Source organism: Thermobifida alba, assembly GCF_023208015.1.
Taxonomy (GTDB): Bacteria; Actinomycetota; Actinomycetes; order Streptosporangiales; family Streptosporangiaceae; genus Thermobifida; species Thermobifida alba.
Map to the genome: position 1 here is coordinate 3,080,311 of NZ_CP051627.1, position 16,536 is coordinate 3,096,846.

Genomic DNA, 16,536 nt, shown 5'->3' on the forward strand with positions numbered 1-16,536 from the left:
GGTCACCGGTCCACCGCTTCCACGGTACGGTCCCGCGGAGGAGAAGGCCAAAGGACGGGGGCGGAAAATTCCGCGGGCCGCCCGGTGGTCGGGCGGCCCGCACGGAATCGTGGAGAACGGGGTCAGAAGCCGGGGTCGGGGAACCCGAGCGAGGCGATCTTCTCCCGGTTCTCCTCACGGGCGGTGAGCACCAGCGGACCGTCGGCCGTGACCGCCACCGAGTGCTCGAAGTGCGCCGACCGGCGGCCGTCCCGGGTGACCACGGTCCAGCCGTCCTCCAGCACGTGGACGTGGCGGGTACCGAGGTTGACCATGGGTTCGATCGCCAGGCACATGCCCTCGACCAGGCGCATGCCCCGACTGGTCTGCGCGTAGTTGAGCACGTGCGGCTCCATGTGCATCTCGGTGCCGATGCCGTGGCCGCCGTACTCGCGGACGTTGCCGTACCGGCCCCGGGAGACGATGTAGGCCTCGATGGCCTGCCCGATGTCGCCGAGCCGGTTGCCCGGACGCATCTGGGCGATGCCCTGCCACATCGCCTCCTCGCACACCTCCATCACGGTACGGTCCTCCTCGGCGACCGATCCCACCGCGACGGTGATGGCGGAGTCGCCGTGCCAGCCGTCGAGGATGGCACCGCAGTCGATGGAGATGATGTCCCCGTCCGCGAGCACCTTGTCCGCCCGCGGAATCCCGTGCACCACCTCCTCGTTGACGGAGGCGCAGATGGAGCCGGTGAAGCCGTGGTAGCCCTTGAAGGACGGCACGGCCCCCGCCTCCCGGATGCTGCGTTCGGCGATGGCGTCCAGTTCCAGGGTGCTGATCCCCGGACGCACCGACGCACGCAGCAGGTCGAGAGTGCGGGCCACGACCCGACCCGCGGCCCGCATCTTCTCGATCTCGGCCGGAGACTTCAGCTGGATCTTGTTCCGCCCCTTGCGCAACATCAGGCTCTGCTCTTCAGCGCTGTCATGGCCCGCTGGGTGACCTCCTCGATGGGGCCGACCGCGTCCACCTTCACCAGCAGGCCCCGCTGCTCGTAGAAGGAGACCAGCGGAGCGGTCTGCTCCCGGTAGACGACCAGCCGGTGCCGGATCGTCTCCTCGTTGTCGTCACTGCGGTTGTCGATCCGGGCGCGCTCGGCGAGCCGCCGGACCACCTCCTCCTCGTCGACGACGAGTTCCAGGACGACGTCGAGTTTGACGCCCAGCTCACCGAGCATGACGTCCAACGTCTCCGCCTGCGCGAGGTTGCGCGGGAAGCCGTCCAGGAGGAAGCCCTCGCGGGCGTCCTCCTCCGCCAGCCGGTCCTTCACCATGGCGTTGGTGATCTCGTCGGGGACGAGGTCGCCGCGGTCCATGTAGGCCTGGGCCTGTTTACCCAACTCTGTGCCACCGCTGACGTTGGCACGGAAGATGTCCCCGGTGGACACCTTCGGAATCGACAACTCGGACGCCAAGATCTGGGCCTGGGTGCCTTTTCCGGCCCCAGGAGGTCCCACCAGTACAACGCGCATCTATCGCAGAAAACCTTCGTAGTTTCTCTGCTGGAGGTGACTCTCGATCTGCTTCACCGTGTCCAGCCCGACACCGACCATGATCAGGATGCTGACGCCGCCGAACGGGAAGTTCGCCGCAGCCCCGGAGGTCCCCAGGGCCACCATCGGCAGCAGCGCGATCACACCCAGGTACAGCGCACCGGGCGTCGTCAGCCGGGTGAGGACGTAGTCCAGGTACTCGGCGGTCGGACGTCCCGGACGAATACTCGGGATGAACCCACCGTACTTCTTCATGTTGTCGGCCACTTCAGCGGGGTTGAAGGTAATGGCCACGTAGAAGAACGCGAAGCCGACGATCAGGAGGAAGAAGGTGGCCAGGTAGACCGGGTGGTTGCCCATCGGGTTGAAGTAGGTGTTGAGGAAGTCCACCACCTTGTTGTCCGACTCCGCTCCCATCAGCCCGACGACCAGGGTCGGCAGGTACAGCAGGGAGGAGGCGAAGATGACCGGGATGACACCGGCCTGGTTCACCTTCAGCGGAATGTAGGTGGAGCTGCCCCCGTACATCCGGCGGCCCACCATGCGCTTGGCGTACTGCACGGGGATGCGCCGCTGGGCCTGCTCGATGAAGACCACACCGGCGATGAGCACCAGGCCCGCCACGCAGATCAGCGCGAAGACCCAGGCCGGCTGCTCGCTCCAGATCCGCATCATGCCGGCGGGGAACTCCGCGATGATCTGGGTGAAGATCAGCAGCGACATGCCGTTGCCGACGCCCCGCTCGGTGATCAGCTCGCCGAACCACATGATGACGCAGGTGCCCGCGGTCATCACGAACACGATCATGATCAGGACGGGCAGCTCGTGGGAGGTGCCGAGGAAGGGCATGTACTGCTCGGGGTAGCAGTTGGTGCCCTGGAACAGCTGCCCGGTCCGGGCCATCGCGATGATGCTGGTGGACTGCAGGACCGCCAGGGCGATGGTCAGGTAACGGGTGTACTGTGTGATCTTGCCCTGTCCGGCCTGCCCCTCCTTCTTCAGCGCCTCCAGCCGCGGCACCACCACGGTGAGCAGGTTGAGGATGATGCTCGCGGTGATGTACGGCATGATGCCCAGCGCGAAGACGGCCAGTTGCAGCAGCGCTCCACCGCTGAACAGGTTGATCAGCGAATAGACGTTCGAGGCACCGGTCTCGGCTGTCTGCTGGACACACTTCTGGATGGCGACGCTGTCGATCCCCGGTGCGGGGATGACGGCGCCGAGCCGGAAGATCGTCAGAATGAACAGCGTGAACAGCAGTTTGTTACGTAGTTCAGGCGTGCGGAACGCACGGACGAACGCACCTAGCACGTCTCCTCCTGCCAGGCGTCGACGGCGCAGCCGATTCGAGACATCGCGGCCGATCCTGGATCGTCGTAATCGTTGGCTCCGGCCAGAGCAGCCCGAGCCCAGTCGGGTCAAGCAGATGGCACATTAGCAGCCATTCAACAATTGGTGTGGACCACCAAGTTCACAATAAGAACACACTCGGTGGCACACCGTACCAAGGAACCCCCCCAAAACGGACAGGGGCGTCCACCGGTCTCCCCAATCTAATGGGCATGACCGATGAACGCCCCCACAGCACCCGGGGATGCCCCCTAAATCTCGGTGACGCTACCGCCAGCCGCAAGGATCTTCTCCTTGGCGGAGCTGGAGAACGCGTTCGCGCTCACCTGCACCGGAACCGAGATCTCGCCGGTGCCCAGCACCTTGACGGGCTGGTTCTTGCGCACCGCGCCCTTGGCGACCAGGCTCTCGACGGTGACCTCGCCGCCCTCGGGGTACAGCTCGCTCAGCCGGTCCAGGTTCACGACCTGGTAGACGGTCTTGAACCGGGAGTTGCTGAAGCCCTTCAGCTTGGGGACCCGGCGGATGAGCGGCATCTGGCCGCCCTCGAAGCCGACCGGGACCGTGCTGCGCGCCTTGGTGCCCTTGGTACCGCGACCGGCGGTCTTGCCCTTGGACGCCTCGCCACGGCCCTTGCGGGTCTTGGCCTTGTTCGCGCCCGGGGCCGGACGCAGGTGGTGGATCTTGAGCAACTCGCTCGGGGAGTGGCTCTCGCTCATCAGCTGACCTCCTCGACAGTGACGAGGTGCGCGACAACGCTGATCTGTCCGCGGACCTCGGGACGGTCCTCACGGACGACCGACTTGCCGATCCGCCCCAGGCCGAGGGAGTCGAGCGTGGCGCGCTGCTTACGCTTGCCGCCGATCGTGGACCGGACCTGCGTGATCTTCAGCTTCGCCATGGCCTACACCCCCGCCTTGGCTTCCGCGCGGGCGCGCAGCATGGGCGCCGGAACGACGTCTTCCAGCGGCAGGCCGCGCCGGGCGGCGATCTCCTCGGGACGGTTGAGGCTCTTCAGAGCGGTCACCGTCGCGTGCACGATGTTGATCGGGTTGGACGACCCGAGCGACTTGGTGAGGACGTCGTGGATGCCGGCGCACTCCAGCACGGCACGCACCGGACCACCGGCGATCACACCGGTACCGGGAGCGGCCGGGCGGAGCAGGACGACGCCGGCAGCGTCCTCGCCCTGGACCTGGTGCACGATGGTGCCCTGGATCCGGGGGACCTTGAAGAAGTTCTTCTTGGCTTCCTCGACACCCTTGGCGATCGCCGCGGGCACTTCCTTGGCCTTGCCGTATCCGACGCCGACCATGCCGTTGCCGTCGCCGACGACGACCAGAGCGGTGAAGCTGAACCGCCGGCCGCCCTTGACGACCTTGGCGACCCGGTTGATCTTCACGACCCGCTCGATGTAGGAGACGCCCTTGTCAGCGGAACCGCCGCGGCGATCATCACGGCCGGAACGCCGCTCGCCACCGGCGCCGCGCCGCGGAGCTGCAGCCATCAGTGGTTCCTCTTCCCGTCGTTGGAACTGCGGTTGTCAGGAGTCATCACTAGAACTCCAGGCCGCCCTCGCGTGCGCCGTCAGCCAGCGCCGCGACACGGCCGTGGTAGCGGTAGCCGCTCCGGTCGAAGACCACAGCGGTGATCCCGGCGGCCTTCGCACGCTCGGCGAGCAGCTTGCCCGTCAGGTGCGACTTCTCGGTCTTCTTGCCCTCTTCGCCGCGGATGGAGGCATCCAGCGTGGAGGCGGACGCCAGGGTCACACCCTTGGTGTCGTCCACGATCTGCGCGACGATGTGCTTGAGGGAGCGGGTGACGACCAGGCGCGGACGCTCCGGCGTACCCCGAACCTTCTTGCGGACCCGCAGGTGGCGGCGCGCCCGGGCGGCCGCGCGCGCGGAAGTGCCCTTGCGGGTAAGCGACGACCTCTTCGTCATGCTTACTTACCAGCCTTTCCGGCCTTGCGGCGGATTCTCTCGCCCTGGTAGCGGATGCCCTTCGCCTTGTAGGGGTCAGGCTTGCGCAGGTTGCGGATGTCCGCGGCCACCTGTCCCACCTTCTGCTTGTCGATCCCCTCGACGTGCAGCAGGGTCGGCTTCTCCACCCGGAACGTGATGCCCTCCGGCGGCTCCACGATGACGGGGTGGCTGTAGCCCAGGGAGAACTCCAGGTTCGATCCCTTGGCCTGGACGCGGTAGCCCACACCCGAGATCTCCAGGGTCTTGGAGTACCCCTTGGAGGTGCCCTCGATCAGGTTGGCGATCAGCGAACGGGTGAGACCGTGCAGGGAGCGCGTCTCGGGCTTGTCGTCCGCACGCGACACCTTGACCTGACCGTCTTCCAGGGTGACCGTGATCGACTGGGCCACGGTGTGCTTCAGTTCGCCCTTCGGCCCCTTGACTTTGACGTCTTGCCCGTCGATGGTGACTTCGACGCCCTTGGGGACCGAGATCGGCAGTCGGCCAATACGCGACATGCTGAAATCTCTCCCTTTACCAGACGTAGGCGAGGACTTCGCCGCCCACGCCGTTCTTCTTGGCCTGCTTGTCCGTCATCAGGCCGCTGGACGTCGAAATGATGGCCACACCAAGTCCGCCCAGGACCCGCGGAAGGTTGTCCTTCTTCGCGTAGACCCGGAGACCGGGCTTGGACACTCGGCGGATGCCGGCGATGGAGCGCTCACGGGTGGGCCCGTACTTGAGGGTCACCACCAGGTTCTTGCCCACCGGGGCGTCTTCGGTACGCCAGCTCTGGACGTAGCCCTCCTTCTGGAGGATCTCGGCGATGTGCGCCTTGATCTTCGAATACGGCATGCTCACGGTGTCGTGGTATGCCGCGTTCGCGTTGCGCAGACGTGTGAGCATGTCTGCGATCGGGTCGGTCATCGTCATGGCCGATTGGCCCTTCCTCGCTGCGGTTTCCCCGAGGGCGGAACTCTCCCCTTCGAGTCCGCTCCCCGCTGTGCGGGCTGACCGGGGACCTGCCGCGTGGTCATGGGCATCGGGCGGGCTGACATCCCGCTTGATGCCCTGGTCGGTTGGGAACACGTGTCCGGCAGCGGGTGTGCACCCTCCGCCTGCCTGCCGGGGGCCGGCCAGAAGGCCGACCCGACGAGCTCGCTCGTTACCAGCTGGACTTGGTGATGCCCGGCAGTTCGCCGCGGTGCGCCATCTCGCGGAAGCAGATGCGGCACAGGCCGAACTTCCGGAAGACAGCACGCGGGCGGCCGCACCGCGAGCATCGAGTATACGCGCGAACCTGGAACTTGGGCTTCCGGTTCGCCTTGGCGATCAGCGCCTTCTTGGCCATCCCTACACTCCCCTACGCTTCCTTGAAGGGGAACCCGAGCAACCTGAGCAGGCTGCGCCCCTCCTCATCGTTGGTCGCCGAGGTGACGACCGTGATGTCCATGCCGCGCTGCCGGTCGATCTTGTCCGGGTCGATCTCGTGGAACATGACCTGCTCGGTCAGACCGAAGGTGTAGTTCCCGTTACCGTCGAACTGCTTGGGCGAGAGCCCACGGAAGTCGCGGATGCGCGGAAGCGCCAGGGAGAGCAGTCGGTCCAGGAACTCCCACATCCGGTCGCCGCGCAGCGTCACGCTGGCGCCGATGGGCTGCCCCTCGCGCAGCTTGAACTGCGCGATGGACTTCTTGGCCCGGTTGATCTTGGGCTTCTGTCCGGTGATCGCGGCCAGGTCGGCGATCGCGCCCTGGATGAGCTTGGCGTCCCGGGCGGCGTCCCCGACACCCATGTTGACCACGATCTTGGTCAGTCCGGGCACCTGCATGATGTTCTTGATGCCGAACTCTTCACGCAGGGCCGGGACGATCTCCTCCCGGTACTTCTGCTTGAGCCGCGGAATCGGCGGGGCGGCGATCTCGTTCGTGACCGTCATCAGATTTCCTTACCGGTACGGCGGGAGATCCGAACCTTGGTTCCGTCTTCCTTGAAGCGGTAGCCGACCCGGGTGGGCTTGCCGTCCTCAAGGAGCGCGACGTTGCTCACGTGGATCGGCGCTTCCAGGGTGACGACCTCACCCTGCTGGCCACCCGCCTGGTTCGCCTTCTTGTGCTTCTTGATGAGGTTGACGCCCTCGACGATGACGCGCTGCTCCCTGGGAAGGGCCTTCTTGACCTTCCCAGTGGCACCCTTGTCCTTGCCGGCGATGACGATGACCTCGTCGTCCTTCTTGATCTTCATCGCCTAGAGCACCTCCGGCGCCAGCGAAATGATGCGCATGAACTTCTTGTCCCGCAGCTCGCGGCCGACCGGGCCGAAGATACGGGTCCCCCGCGGATCCCCACCGTCCTTGATGAGCACGGCGGCGTTCTCATCGAAGCGGATGTAGGAGCCGTCGGGCCGACGGCGCTCCTTGGTGGTGCGCACGACAACGGCCTTGACGACATCGCCCTTCTTGACACCCGCGCCGGGCAGGGCGTCCTTGACGGTCGCCACGATCGTGTCCCCGATGCCCGCGTAGCGCCTGCCCGAGCCGCCGAGGACACGGATGGTCAGGATCTCCTTCGCACCCGTGTTGTCGGCGACCTTGAGTCGCGACTCCTGCTGAATCACGTCTGCTCCTGATATGTGCGCGCGGGTTCACCACCCGCGCTGGCTAGCTGGTCCGCCCCGCCGCGGCGACCGGTCTCCACCAACCGGTCGCCGCGGCGGGTCAGGGATCACCGCGGCGATCCCTTACTTGGCCTTCTCCAGGATCTCCACGACGCGCCAGCGCTTGGTCGCGGACAGCGGTCGGGTCTCCATCAGGCGGACCCGGTCGCCGACACCGGCGATGTTCGCCTCGTCGTGGGCCTTGTACTTCGTGGTCCGGCGGATGACCTTGCCGTACAGCGGGTGCTTGACGCGGTCCTCCACCTCGACGACGACAGTCTTGTTCATCTTGTCGCTGACGACGTAACCCTCGCGCGTCTTGCGGTAGTTACGCTCCTGCGCCGTGGTCTTCTCACTCATTCGGCTGCTTCCTTCGCCTTGTCAGCCGACTCCTCGGCAGCCAGCGGCATGATGCCCAGCTCGTGCTCGCGCAGCACCGTGTAGATCCGCGCGATCTCACGCTTCACAGTGCGCAACCGGCTGTTGTTGTCCAGCTGCCCGGTGGCGGCCTGAAAACGGAGGTTGAACAGCTCTTCCTTCGCCTCCTTGAGCTTGCCGGTCAACTCCTCGACGGAGTAGCCGCGCAGCTCGGCGGCGGTGAGGGACTTGGCCATTACTCCCCCGCCTCTCGCTTCACGAACTTGCACTTCATCGGCAGTTTGTGCATCGCCCGGCGAAGAGCTTCCTTCGCCACGGGCTCGGGCACACCCGCCAGCTCGAACATCACCCGTCCGGGCTTGACCGGAGCGACCCACCACTCCGGGGATCCCTTACCGGAACCCATGCGGGTCTCGGCGGGCTTCTTGGTCAGCGGACGGTCCGGGAAGATGTTGATCCAGACCTTGCCACCACGGCGGATGTGGCGGGTCATCGCGATACGCGCCGCCTCGATCTGCCGGTTGGTGACATAGGCGGCCTCAAGAGCCTGGATGCCGTACTCACCGAAGTGGACGCTGGTACCGCCCTTGGCACGTCCCCGGAGGCTGGGGTGGTGCTGCTTGCGGTGCTTGACCTTGCGGGGAATGAGCATCGTCAGCTCTCCTCGTTCCCGGACTTCTCGGCCTTGGGGGCCTCAGTCGCCTGGGCGGTCGCCTTCTCGGCCTGCTGCTGCTGGCCGCCGCCACCGCCACCGCCGCCACGGCGACGGCGTCCCGGACGCTCGCGACGCTGACCGCCGGCCGCGCGCTGCGCGGCCTGGGCGGCCTCGCGCTCGGCGCGGGTGACGGGCGCCTCGCCCTTGTAGATCCAGACCTTCACACCGATGCGGCCGAAGGTGGTACGCGCTTCGAAGAAGCCGTAGTCGATGTCGGCGCGCAGCGTGTGCAGCGGCACCCGGCCTTCGCGGTAGAACTCCGAGCGCGACATCTCGGCGCCGCCGAGACGGCCGCCGCACTGGATGCGGATGCCCTTGGCCCCGCTCTTCATCGCGCTCTGGATGGCCTTGCGCATGGCACGGCGGAACGCGACTCGGCTCGACAGCTGCTCCGCGACCCCCTGGGCGACGAGCTGGGCGTCGATCTCGGGGTTCTTGACCTCGAGGATGTTCAGCTGAACCTGCTTCTTGGTCAGCTTTTCGAGGTTGGCGCGGATGCGGTCGGCCTCCGCACCGCGACGGCCGATGACGATGCCGGGCCGGGCGGTGTGGACGTCGACGCGGACACGCTCACGGGTGCGCTCGATCTCGACCTTGGAGATCCCGGCGCGCTCCATGCCGCGGGTCAGCATCCGGCGGATGGCCACGTCTTCCTTGACGTAGTCCTTGTACAGCTTGTCTGCGAACCACCGGCTCTTGAAGTCGGTGGTCACTCCGAGGCGGAACCCGTGCGGGTTGACCTTCTGTCCCACTATCGGGTCCTTTCCTTCGTCTTGGCCGACGAGGCGCCCACGGTGTCACGCGGCTCGACCACCACGGTGATGTGGCTCGTCCGCTTGGTGACTCGGAAGGCGCGACCGAAGCCCCGCGGCCGGATGCGCTTCAGAGTCGGTCCTTCGTCCACCCAGGCGCGGCTGACGACCAGCGTTTCACGGTCCAACTTGTCGTTGTGCTCGGCATTGGCGATGGCGCTCGCGAGCACCTTGCCCACCGGTTCACTTGCCGCCTGGGGTGCGAACCGGAGCACCGCCTGAGCCTCGTCAGCGGGCAGCCCGCGAATAAGGTCCACCACACGGCGGGCCTTTCGGGGCGTGACGCGGACGAACCGCGCTTGTGCCCTCGTTCCCATCGCTTTTCCCTCGCTCACGGAAATCACCCCCACCACCGTGGGGCCCTGTGCTTCTTAACTGACCGGACACCCGCTAGCGGCGGCTGCGGCGGTCCTCCTTGACGTGGCTGCGGAAAGTGCGCGTGGGAGCGAACTCGCCGAGCTTGTGACCGATCATCGCTTCGGAGATGAACACGGGCACGTGCTTGCGGCCGTCGTGCACGGCGATGGTGTGCCCGATCATCTCGGGGACGACCATGGAACGACGGGACCACGTCTTGATGACGTTCTTGGTGCCCTTCTCGTTCTGCTCCTCCACCTTTTTCATGAGGTGGTCGTCGACGAAGGGGCCCTTCTTCAGGCTACGTGGCATCAGTCGCGCTCCTTACCGCTTCTTCCTGCTGCGCCGACGCACGATGAGCCGGTCGCTGGCCTTGCCCTTCGTACGGGTGCGGCCCTCGGACTTGCCCCACGGGCTGACCGGGTGGCGGCCGCCGGAGGACTTGCCCTCACCACCACCGTGCGGGTGGTCGATCGGGTTCATCGCCACACCGCGGACGCTCGGGCGCTTGCCCTTCCACCGCATGCGGCCGGCCTTGCCCCAGCTGATGTTGGACTGCTCGGCGTTGCCGACCTGTCCCACGGTGGCCCGGCAGGCGACCTCGACCTGGCGCATCTCGCCCGAGGGCATGCGCAGCGTCGCGTAGGCGCCTTCCTTGGCGAGCAGCTGGATCGAGGTCCCGGCCGAGCGTCCCAGCTTGGCGCCACCGCCCGGCTTGAGCTCCACTGCGTGCACGAACGTACCCGTGGGGATGTTGCGCAGCGGCAGGCAGTTGCCCGGCTTGATGTCGGCCCCGGGGCCGTTCTCGACCCGGTCGCCCTGCTTGAGGCCGGCGGGCGCCAGGATGTACCGCTTCTCGCCGTCCACGTAGTGGAGCAGCGCGATCCGCGCGGTGCGGTTCGGGTCGTACTCGATGTGGGCGACCTTCGCCGGAATGCCGTCCTTGTCGTGGCGGCGGAAGTCGATCACCCGGTAGGCGCGCTTGTGACCGCCGCCCTGGTGGCGGGCAGTGATGCGACCGTGGCCGTTACGCCCGCCTTTGGAGTGCAGCGGACGGACCAGGGACTTCTCCGGGGTCGAACGCGTGATCTCGGCGAAGTCGCTCACGCTCGACCCGCGGCGTCCCGGGCTCGTCGGCTTGTGCTTTCGAATGCCCATCTTTTTCGTGCATTCCTTACGTGGTTACTGGAGATGAAACGGCACGGCGGCGGGATCAGACGCCGAAGATGTCGATCCGGTCGCCGTCCTTCAGGCTCACGATCGCGCGCTTGGTGTCGGGCCGCTTGCCGTAGCCGAACCGGGTGCGCTTGCGCTTGCCCTTCCGGTTGATCGTGTTGACGGAGGTGACCTTCACGTCGAAGATCTGCTCCACCGCCATCTTGATCTGGGTCTTGTTGGCCTCCGGACGGACCAGGAAGGTGTACTTGTTCTGGTCCAGCAGTCCGTAGCTCTTCTCGGAAATCACCGGCTTGATGATGATGTCCCGAGGGTCGGGGATCCTCACTGGTCGTCCTCCTGAGACACCGCGGTCCTGTCGCCCTTGGCGTGGGCCAGGAACTCCTGGTAACCGGCTTCGGTGAACACGATGTCGTCGGCGTAGAGCACGTCGTAGGTGTTGACCTGGTCGGCGTCGAGGATGTGCACCTCGGGCAGGTTCCGCAGCGCGAGCCGGTTGTGCTCGTCGTCGCGCGCGAGGACCACCAGCACCTTGTCGGAGTCGGTGATCGCGCGCAGCGCCTTCAGCGCGGTCTGGGTGCGCTTGGTGGTGACGTCCTCGGCGATGAATTCGCTGATGACGTGGATACGTCCGTTCTGCGCCCGGTTGCTGAGGGCTCCGCGCAGGGCGGCGGCCTTCATCTTCTTGGGCGTCCGCTGGCTGTAGTCGCGCGGCTTGGGGCCGTGCACCGTGCCGCCGCCGGTGAACTGCGGCGCGCGGATGGAGCCCTGGCGGGCCCGGCCGGTGCCCTTCTGGCGGTACGGCTTCTTGCCTCCGCCGCGGACCTCGCCCCGGGTCTTGGTGGAGTGCGTGCCCTGGCGGCCCGCGGCCTCCTGGGCGACCACGACCTGGTGCATCAGCGGAATGTTGACCTTCTGGGCGAAGATCTCGTCGGGGAGCTCGACGCTTCCCTTGGCCGCGCCCTCGCGGTCCTTGACCTCGATGGTCGCCATGGCTTACTTGACCCCCTTCACGGCGGTGCGGACGAGAACCAGGCCGCCGTTGGGGCCGGGAACCGCACCCTTGACCAGGAGGAGGCCCTTCTCGGCGTCGACCGAGTGCACGGTGAGGTTCTGCACGGTCCGGCGCGCGTTACCCATACGGCCGGCCATCCGCAGGCCCTTGAAGACACGGCCCGGGGTGGCACAGCCACCGATGGAACCGGGCGAACGGTGCTTGCGCTGGGTGCCGTGAGAGGCGCTGAGGCCGCCGAAGCCGTGGCGCTTCATGACACCGGAGTACCCCTTGCCCTTGGTCTTGCCGGTGACGTCGACCTTCTGGCCGGCCTCGAACACGTCGGCGGTGATCTCCTGGCCCAGCGTGTACTCGCTGGCGTCGGCGGTGCGCACCTCGACGTAGTGGCGGCGCGGGGTGAGGTTGTGCTTGCGCAGGTAGTCGCCGAGCGGCTTGTTCACCTTGCGCGGGTTGATCTGGCCGTAGCCGAGCTGGATCGCCGAGTATCCGTCGGTCTCCGGGGTGCGGACGCGAGTCACGACAGCCGGACCGGCCTTCAGAACCGTCACCGGCACGACTTTGCCGGACTCGTCGAAGACCTGGGTCATGCCGAGCTTTTCGCCCAGAACTCCCTTGATCTGCTTGGTCGTCATGTCTTCAGCGTCCTTCAGAGCTTGATCTCGATGTCGACGCCGGCCGGAAGGTCGAGCCGCATGAGCGAGTCGACGGTCTTCGGCGTCGGGTCGATGATGTCGATCAGCCGCTTGTGCGTGCGCATCTCGAAGTGCTCACGCGAGTCCTTGTACTTGTGCGGCGACCGGATGACGCAGTAAACGTTCTTCTCCGTCGGCAACGGCACCGGGCCCGCGACCTGCGCGCCGGTCCTCGTCACAGTCTCGACGATGCTGCGTGCCGAACTGTCGATGACCTCGTGGTCATAGGCCTTGAGCCGAATGCGGATCTTCTGTCCCGCCATGGTGGCCTTTTCGTCCTTCGCTTCAGTGTCCTAGAGGCGCGGCGCCGTGAAGGGCCAGTGCGCTCCGGAGGAACTCCCGGTTGAGGCTCTATTCACCTGAGAAACTGCTGCAGGGCTGTCCCCTGATGAGGTGGCATCACCGTAAGAGCCGGATGACGTCCTTCATGGTGTCGGGCGGCCGAGTCACTGACGGACCCGACCGCCCGACAACGGTCGTGCTACTTGATGATCTTGGTGACGCGGCCCGCGCCCACGGTCCGACCACCCTCGCGGATGGCGAACTTCAGACCCTCTTCCATCGCGACCGGCTGGATGAGCTGGACGGTCATCGCGGTGTTGTCACCGGGCATGACCATCTCGGTGCCCTCGGGCAGCGTGACGACGCCGGTGACGTCCGTGGTGCGGAAGTAGAACTGCGGGCGGTAGTTGTTGAAGAAGGGCGTGTGGCGGCCACCCTCGTCCTTGGAGAGGATGACGACCTGCGCCTCGAACTCGGTGTGCGGGGTGGTGGTGCCGGGCTTGATGACGACCTGGCCGCGCTCCACCTCCTCGCGCTTGATGCCGCGCAGCAGCAGACCGACGTTGTCACCGGCCTGGCCCTGGTCGAGCAGCTTGCGGAACATCTCCACACCGGTGACGGTGGTGGTGACCTTCTCGTCCTTGATGCCGACGATGTCGACGGTGTCGTTGACGTTGATGACACCGCGCTCGATGCGGCCGGTCACGACGGTGCCGCGACCGGTGATCGAGAAGACGTCCTCGATCGGCATCAGGAACGGCTTGTCGACGTCACGCTGCGGCTCGGGGATGGTCTCGTCGACGGCCTGCATGAGCTCCAGGATCTTCTGGCCCCACTCGGCGTCGCCCTCCAGGGCCTTCAGCGCGGAGACGCGGACCACGGGGACCTCGTCGCCCGGGAACTCGTACTCGTTGAGCAGGTCGCGGACCTCGAGCTCGACCAGCTCGAAGATCTCCTCGTCGTCCACCATGTCGGACTTGTTCAGAGCCACGACGATGTAGGGGACGCCGACCTGGCGGGCCAGGAGCACGTGCTCCTTGGTCTGCGGCATCGGGCCGTCGGTGGCGGCGACCACCAGGATCGCGCCGTCCATCTGGGCGGCACCGGTGATCATGTTCTTCACGTAGTCCGCGTGACCGGGGCAGTCCACGTGCGCGTAGTGGCGGCTCTCGGTCTGGTACTCCACGTGCGAGATGGAGATGGTGATACCGCGCTCGCGCTCCTCGGGAGCCTTGTCGATGTTCTCGAAGGGCGTGAACGGGTTGAGGTCCGGGTACCGGTCGTGCAGGACCTTGGTGATCGCCGCGGTCAGCGTGGTCTTACCGTGGTCGATGTGACCGATGGTGCCGATGTTGACGTGCGGCTTGGTCCGCTCGAACTTGGCCTTCGCCACTGGATTTCTCCTAGACGTACAGGTTGCTTAGCTGGACAGGTGAGGTGTCGTGGCTATTCGCCGCGGGCCTTCGCAACGATCTCCTGCGAGACGTTGGAGGGGACCTCCGCGTAGGAGTGGAACACCATCGTGTAGTTGGCCCGACCCTGGGTACGGCCGCGCAGGTCGCCCACGTAGCCGAACATCTCCGACAGCGGAACGAGTGCCTTGACGACACGAGCCCCGGCACGCTCCTCCATGGACTGGATCTGACCGCGCCGGCTGTTCAGGTCACCGATCACATCGCCCATGTACTCCTCGGGCGTGGTGACCTCGACCGACATGACCGGCTCCAGGAGAACCGGCTTGGCCTTGCTGGCCGCCTCCTTGAAGGCCATGGAACCGGCGACCTTGAAGGCGAGCTCGGAGGAGTCGACTTCGTGGTAGGCGCCGTCCTGGAGGGTCACCTTGATCCCGACCAGCGGGTATCCGGCGAGGACACCGAACTGGGCGGCCTCCTGGCAACCGGCGTCGACCGACGGGATGTACTCCCGCGGGATACGGCCACCGGTGATGTTGTTGACGAACTCGTAGCCCGCTCCGTCACCGTCACCGTCGATCGCGAGCGGTTCGAGGTCGATGATCACACGGCCGTACTGGCCGGAGCCACCCGTCTGCTTCTTGTGGGTGTACTCGACCTTCTCGACCTTGCGGCGGATGGTCTCGCGGTAGGCCACCTGGGGCTTGCCGATGTTGGCCTCGACCTTGAACTCTTCGCGCATGCGGTTGACGAGCACCTCAAGGTGCAGCTCGCCCATGCCGGAGATGACGGTCTGCCCGGTCTCCTCGTCGGTGGCCACCCGGAAGGAGGGGTCCTCCTCCGCGAGGCGCTGGATCGCGGTGCTGAGCTTCTCCTGGTCGCTCTTGGTCTTGGGCTCGATGGCGACCTCGATGACGGGCGCCGGGAAGGTCATCGACTCCAGGACGATCGGGTTCGCGGGGTCGCACAGCGTCTCGCCCGTGGTGGTGTCCTTCAGACCCATCACCGCGACGATGTCACCGGCGCCCACCCGCGAGATCTCCTCACGCTTGTTGGCGTGCATCCGGTAGATCTTGCCGATCCGCTCCTTGCGGCCCTTGAGGCTGTTGAGGACCTGCGTGCCGCTCTCCAGCACCCCGGAGTAGACGCGCAGGTAGGTCAGCTTGCCCAGGTGCGGGTCGCTCATGATCTTGAACGCCAGGGCGGCCAGCGGCTCCTCTTCGCTGGGCTTGCGCTGGAGCGTGGCCTCCTCGGACTGGTCCTTGGGGTCGTGGCCCTCGATCGCCTCGACGTCCAGTGGCGACGGCAGGTAGGCGACGATCGCGTCCAGGAGGGGCTGTACGCCCTTGTTCTTGAAAGCCGTGCCGCACAGGACCGGGACAGCGGTGCCGGCGATCGTGGCGCGGCGGATGGCCGGGACGAGCTGCTCCACGGTGGGCTCCTGGCCCTCCAGGTACAGCTCCATGATCTCGTCGTCGGCCTCGGCCAGGATCTCGACGAGCCGCTCGTGACCCTCGCGCGCGGCGTCGGCGTGCGTGTCGGGGATCTCGACGGTCTCGTACATCTCGCCCTTGGCGGCCTCGTCGCTCCAGACGTAGGCCTTCATGCGGACGAGGTCGATGACGCCCTTGAAGTCGGACTCGGCGCCGATCGGCAGCTGGATGGGCAGCGGGTTGGCGCCGAGACGGTCACGGATCATGTCGACGCAGCGCTGGAACTCCGCGCCGATCTTGTCCATCTTGTTGACAAAGCAGATCCGCGGCACGTTGTACCGGTCGGCTTGGCGCCACACCTGCTCCGACTGGGGCTCGACGCCCTCCTTGCCGTCGAACACGGTGACCGCACCGTCAAGAACACGCAGCGACCGCTCGACCTCGATGGTGAAGTCGACGTGGCCGGGCGTGTCGATGATGTTGATCGTGGTGTCGTTCCAGCGACAGGTGGTCGCGGCGGACGTGATCGTGATGCCGCGCTCCTGCTCCTCTTTCATCCAGTCCATCGTCGCCGAGCCCTCGTGGGTCTCGCCGAGCTTGTAGTTGACACCGGTGTAGAAGAGGATTCGCTCGGTCGTCGTGGTCTTGCCCGCGTCGATGTGCGCCATGATCCCGATGTTGCGGACCTTGGCAAGGTCAAGAGCAGTGGTAGCCATGTGGCTCGTCTTCTCTCGGTCTCTCGTGTGGCAAACCCGCGG

The 16,536-nt window shown here is 66.3% G+C and carries 26 protein-coding genes; all 26 read right to left on the minus strand.

Features of this window, described 5'->3' with window-relative positions:
• Positions 1-122: 122 nt before the first annotated feature.
• Positions 123-947 (minus strand): type I methionyl aminopeptidase, encoded by an 825-nt coding sequence (map, locus tag FOF52_RS13565; RefSeq protein ID WP_248590323.1) that lies wholly within the window; start codon positions 945-947, stop codon positions 123-125.
• Entirely contained in the window at positions 947-1,516 is a 570-nt protein-coding gene (locus FOF52_RS13570; RefSeq protein WP_248590324.1) for an adenylate kinase, read from the minus strand. Before FOF52_RS13570 ends, map begins: the two co-directional genes overlap by 1 nt.
• Complete coding sequence (gene secY, locus FOF52_RS13575) at positions 1,517-2,848, minus strand: preprotein translocase subunit SecY (protein ID WP_248590325.1); 1,332 nt, start codon at positions 2,846-2,848, stop codon at positions 1,517-1,519. It abuts the gene before it with no gap.
• 290 nt (positions 2,849-3,138) lie between these two features.
• A complete protein-coding gene (gene rplO / locus FOF52_RS13580) occupies positions 3,139-3,606 on the minus strand; it encodes a 50S ribosomal protein L15 (protein WP_248590326.1) in 468 nt (155 codons plus the stop codon).
• Positions 3,606-3,788 carry a 50S ribosomal protein L30 gene (gene rpmD / locus FOF52_RS13585; RefSeq protein WP_248590327.1) on the minus strand — a complete coding sequence of 61 codons (183 nt, stop codon included), beginning with the start codon at positions 3,786-3,788 and terminating at the stop codon, positions 3,606-3,608. The genes rplO and rpmD overlap by 1 nt, the downstream gene beginning before the upstream one ends.
• Before the next feature lie 3 nt (positions 3,789-3,791).
• Positions 3,792-4,394, minus strand: a complete 603-nt coding sequence (rpsE, locus tag FOF52_RS13590; RefSeq protein ID WP_248590328.1) for a 30S ribosomal protein S5 — start codon at positions 4,392-4,394, stop codon at positions 3,792-3,794.
• A 49-nt stretch (positions 4,395-4,443) separates the two neighbouring features.
• The gene (gene rplR / locus FOF52_RS13595) at positions 4,444-4,830 is read right to left on the minus strand and encodes a 50S ribosomal protein L18 (protein WP_248590329.1); all 387 of its coding nucleotides are present in this window, start codon (positions 4,828-4,830) and stop codon (positions 4,444-4,446) included.
• Between the two features lie 2 nt (positions 4,831-4,832).
• A complete protein-coding gene (rplF, locus tag FOF52_RS13600) occupies positions 4,833-5,369 on the minus strand; it encodes a 50S ribosomal protein L6 (protein ID WP_248590330.1) in 537 nt (178 codons plus the stop codon).
• Positions 5,370-5,385: 16 nt separating this feature from the next.
• Complete coding sequence (gene rpsH / locus FOF52_RS13605; protein ID WP_248590331.1) at positions 5,386-5,784, minus strand: 30S ribosomal protein S8; 399 nt, start codon at positions 5,782-5,784, stop codon at positions 5,386-5,388.
• Between the two features lie 232 nt (positions 5,785-6,016).
• Entirely contained in the window at positions 6,017-6,202 is a 186-nt protein-coding gene (locus FOF52_RS13610) for a type Z 30S ribosomal protein S14 (RefSeq protein WP_068688307.1), read from the minus strand.
• Between the two features lie 12 nt (positions 6,203-6,214).
• Positions 6,215-6,790: a 50S ribosomal protein L5 gene (rplE, locus tag FOF52_RS13615; RefSeq protein ID WP_248590332.1), complete on the minus strand. Its 576-nt coding sequence runs from the start codon at positions 6,788-6,790 to the stop codon at positions 6,215-6,217.
• On the minus strand, positions 6,790-7,095 hold the full coding sequence (gene rplX / locus FOF52_RS13620) for a 50S ribosomal protein L24 (protein ID WP_248590333.1): 306 nt from the start codon (positions 7,093-7,095) through the stop codon (positions 6,790-6,792). The genes rplE and rplX overlap by 1 nt, the downstream gene beginning before the upstream one ends.
• Before the next feature lie 3 nt (positions 7,096-7,098).
• On the minus strand, positions 7,099-7,467 hold the full coding sequence (gene rplN, locus FOF52_RS13625; RefSeq protein ID WP_017593360.1) for a 50S ribosomal protein L14: 369 nt from the start codon (positions 7,465-7,467) through the stop codon (positions 7,099-7,101).
• Between the two features lie 123 nt (positions 7,468-7,590).
• A complete protein-coding gene (gene rpsQ / locus FOF52_RS13630; protein ID WP_248590334.1) occupies positions 7,591-7,866 on the minus strand; it encodes a 30S ribosomal protein S17 in 276 nt (91 codons plus the stop codon).
• On the minus strand, positions 7,863-8,120 hold the full coding sequence (gene rpmC, locus FOF52_RS13635; RefSeq protein ID WP_248590335.1) for a 50S ribosomal protein L29: 258 nt from the start codon (positions 8,118-8,120) through the stop codon (positions 7,863-7,865). The genes rpsQ and rpmC overlap by 4 nt, the downstream gene beginning before the upstream one ends.
• Positions 8,120-8,536 carry a 50S ribosomal protein L16 gene (gene rplP, locus FOF52_RS13640; RefSeq protein ID WP_068756736.1) on the minus strand — a complete coding sequence of 139 codons (417 nt, stop codon included), beginning with the start codon at positions 8,534-8,536 and terminating at the stop codon, positions 8,120-8,122. Before rplP ends, rpmC begins: the two co-directional genes overlap by 1 nt.
• A gap of 2 nt (positions 8,537-8,538) precedes the next feature.
• On the minus strand, positions 8,539-9,351 hold the full coding sequence (rpsC, locus tag FOF52_RS13645; protein ID WP_248590336.1) for a 30S ribosomal protein S3: 813 nt from the start codon (positions 9,349-9,351) through the stop codon (positions 8,539-8,541).
• The gene (gene rplV / locus FOF52_RS13650; RefSeq protein WP_248593868.1) at positions 9,351-9,728 is read right to left on the minus strand and encodes a 50S ribosomal protein L22; all 378 of its coding nucleotides are present in this window, start codon (positions 9,726-9,728) and stop codon (positions 9,351-9,353) included. The genes rpsC and rplV overlap by 1 nt, the downstream gene beginning before the upstream one ends.
• A 73-nt stretch (positions 9,729-9,801) precedes the next feature.
• Positions 9,802-10,080: a 30S ribosomal protein S19 gene (gene rpsS, locus FOF52_RS13655; protein ID WP_248590337.1), complete on the minus strand. Its 279-nt coding sequence runs from the start codon at positions 10,078-10,080 to the stop codon at positions 9,802-9,804.
• A gap of 12 nt (positions 10,081-10,092) precedes the next feature.
• The gene (rplB, locus tag FOF52_RS13660) at positions 10,093-10,926 is read right to left on the minus strand and encodes a 50S ribosomal protein L2 (protein WP_248590338.1); all 834 of its coding nucleotides are present in this window, start codon (positions 10,924-10,926) and stop codon (positions 10,093-10,095) included.
• Between the two features lie 55 nt (positions 10,927-10,981).
• Positions 10,982-11,272: a 50S ribosomal protein L23 gene (gene rplW / locus FOF52_RS13665; RefSeq protein WP_068756725.1), complete on the minus strand. Its 291-nt coding sequence runs from the start codon at positions 11,270-11,272 to the stop codon at positions 10,982-10,984.
• Positions 11,269-11,937 carry a 50S ribosomal protein L4 gene (rplD, locus tag FOF52_RS13670; protein WP_248590339.1) on the minus strand — a complete coding sequence of 223 codons (669 nt, stop codon included), beginning with the start codon at positions 11,935-11,937 and terminating at the stop codon, positions 11,269-11,271. The genes rplW and rplD overlap by 4 nt, the downstream gene beginning before the upstream one ends.
• A gap of 3 nt (positions 11,938-11,940) precedes the next feature.
• Complete coding sequence (gene rplC / locus FOF52_RS13675) at positions 11,941-12,591, minus strand: 50S ribosomal protein L3 (RefSeq protein ID WP_248590340.1); 651 nt, start codon at positions 12,589-12,591, stop codon at positions 11,941-11,943.
• A 14-nt stretch (positions 12,592-12,605) separates the two neighbouring features.
• Positions 12,606-12,914 carry a 30S ribosomal protein S10 gene (gene rpsJ, locus FOF52_RS13680; protein ID WP_068688279.1) on the minus strand — a complete coding sequence of 103 codons (309 nt, stop codon included), beginning with the start codon at positions 12,912-12,914 and terminating at the stop codon, positions 12,606-12,608.
• A 218-nt stretch (positions 12,915-13,132) separates the two neighbouring features.
• Complete coding sequence (gene tuf / locus FOF52_RS13685; RefSeq protein WP_248590341.1) at positions 13,133-14,326, minus strand: elongation factor Tu; 1,194 nt, start codon at positions 14,324-14,326, stop codon at positions 13,133-13,135.
• Positions 14,327-14,379: 53 nt separating this feature from the next.
• A complete protein-coding gene (gene fusA / locus FOF52_RS13690; protein ID WP_248590342.1) occupies positions 14,380-16,494 on the minus strand; it encodes an elongation factor G in 2,115 nt (704 codons plus the stop codon).
• Positions 16,495-16,536 lie beyond the last annotated feature (42 nt).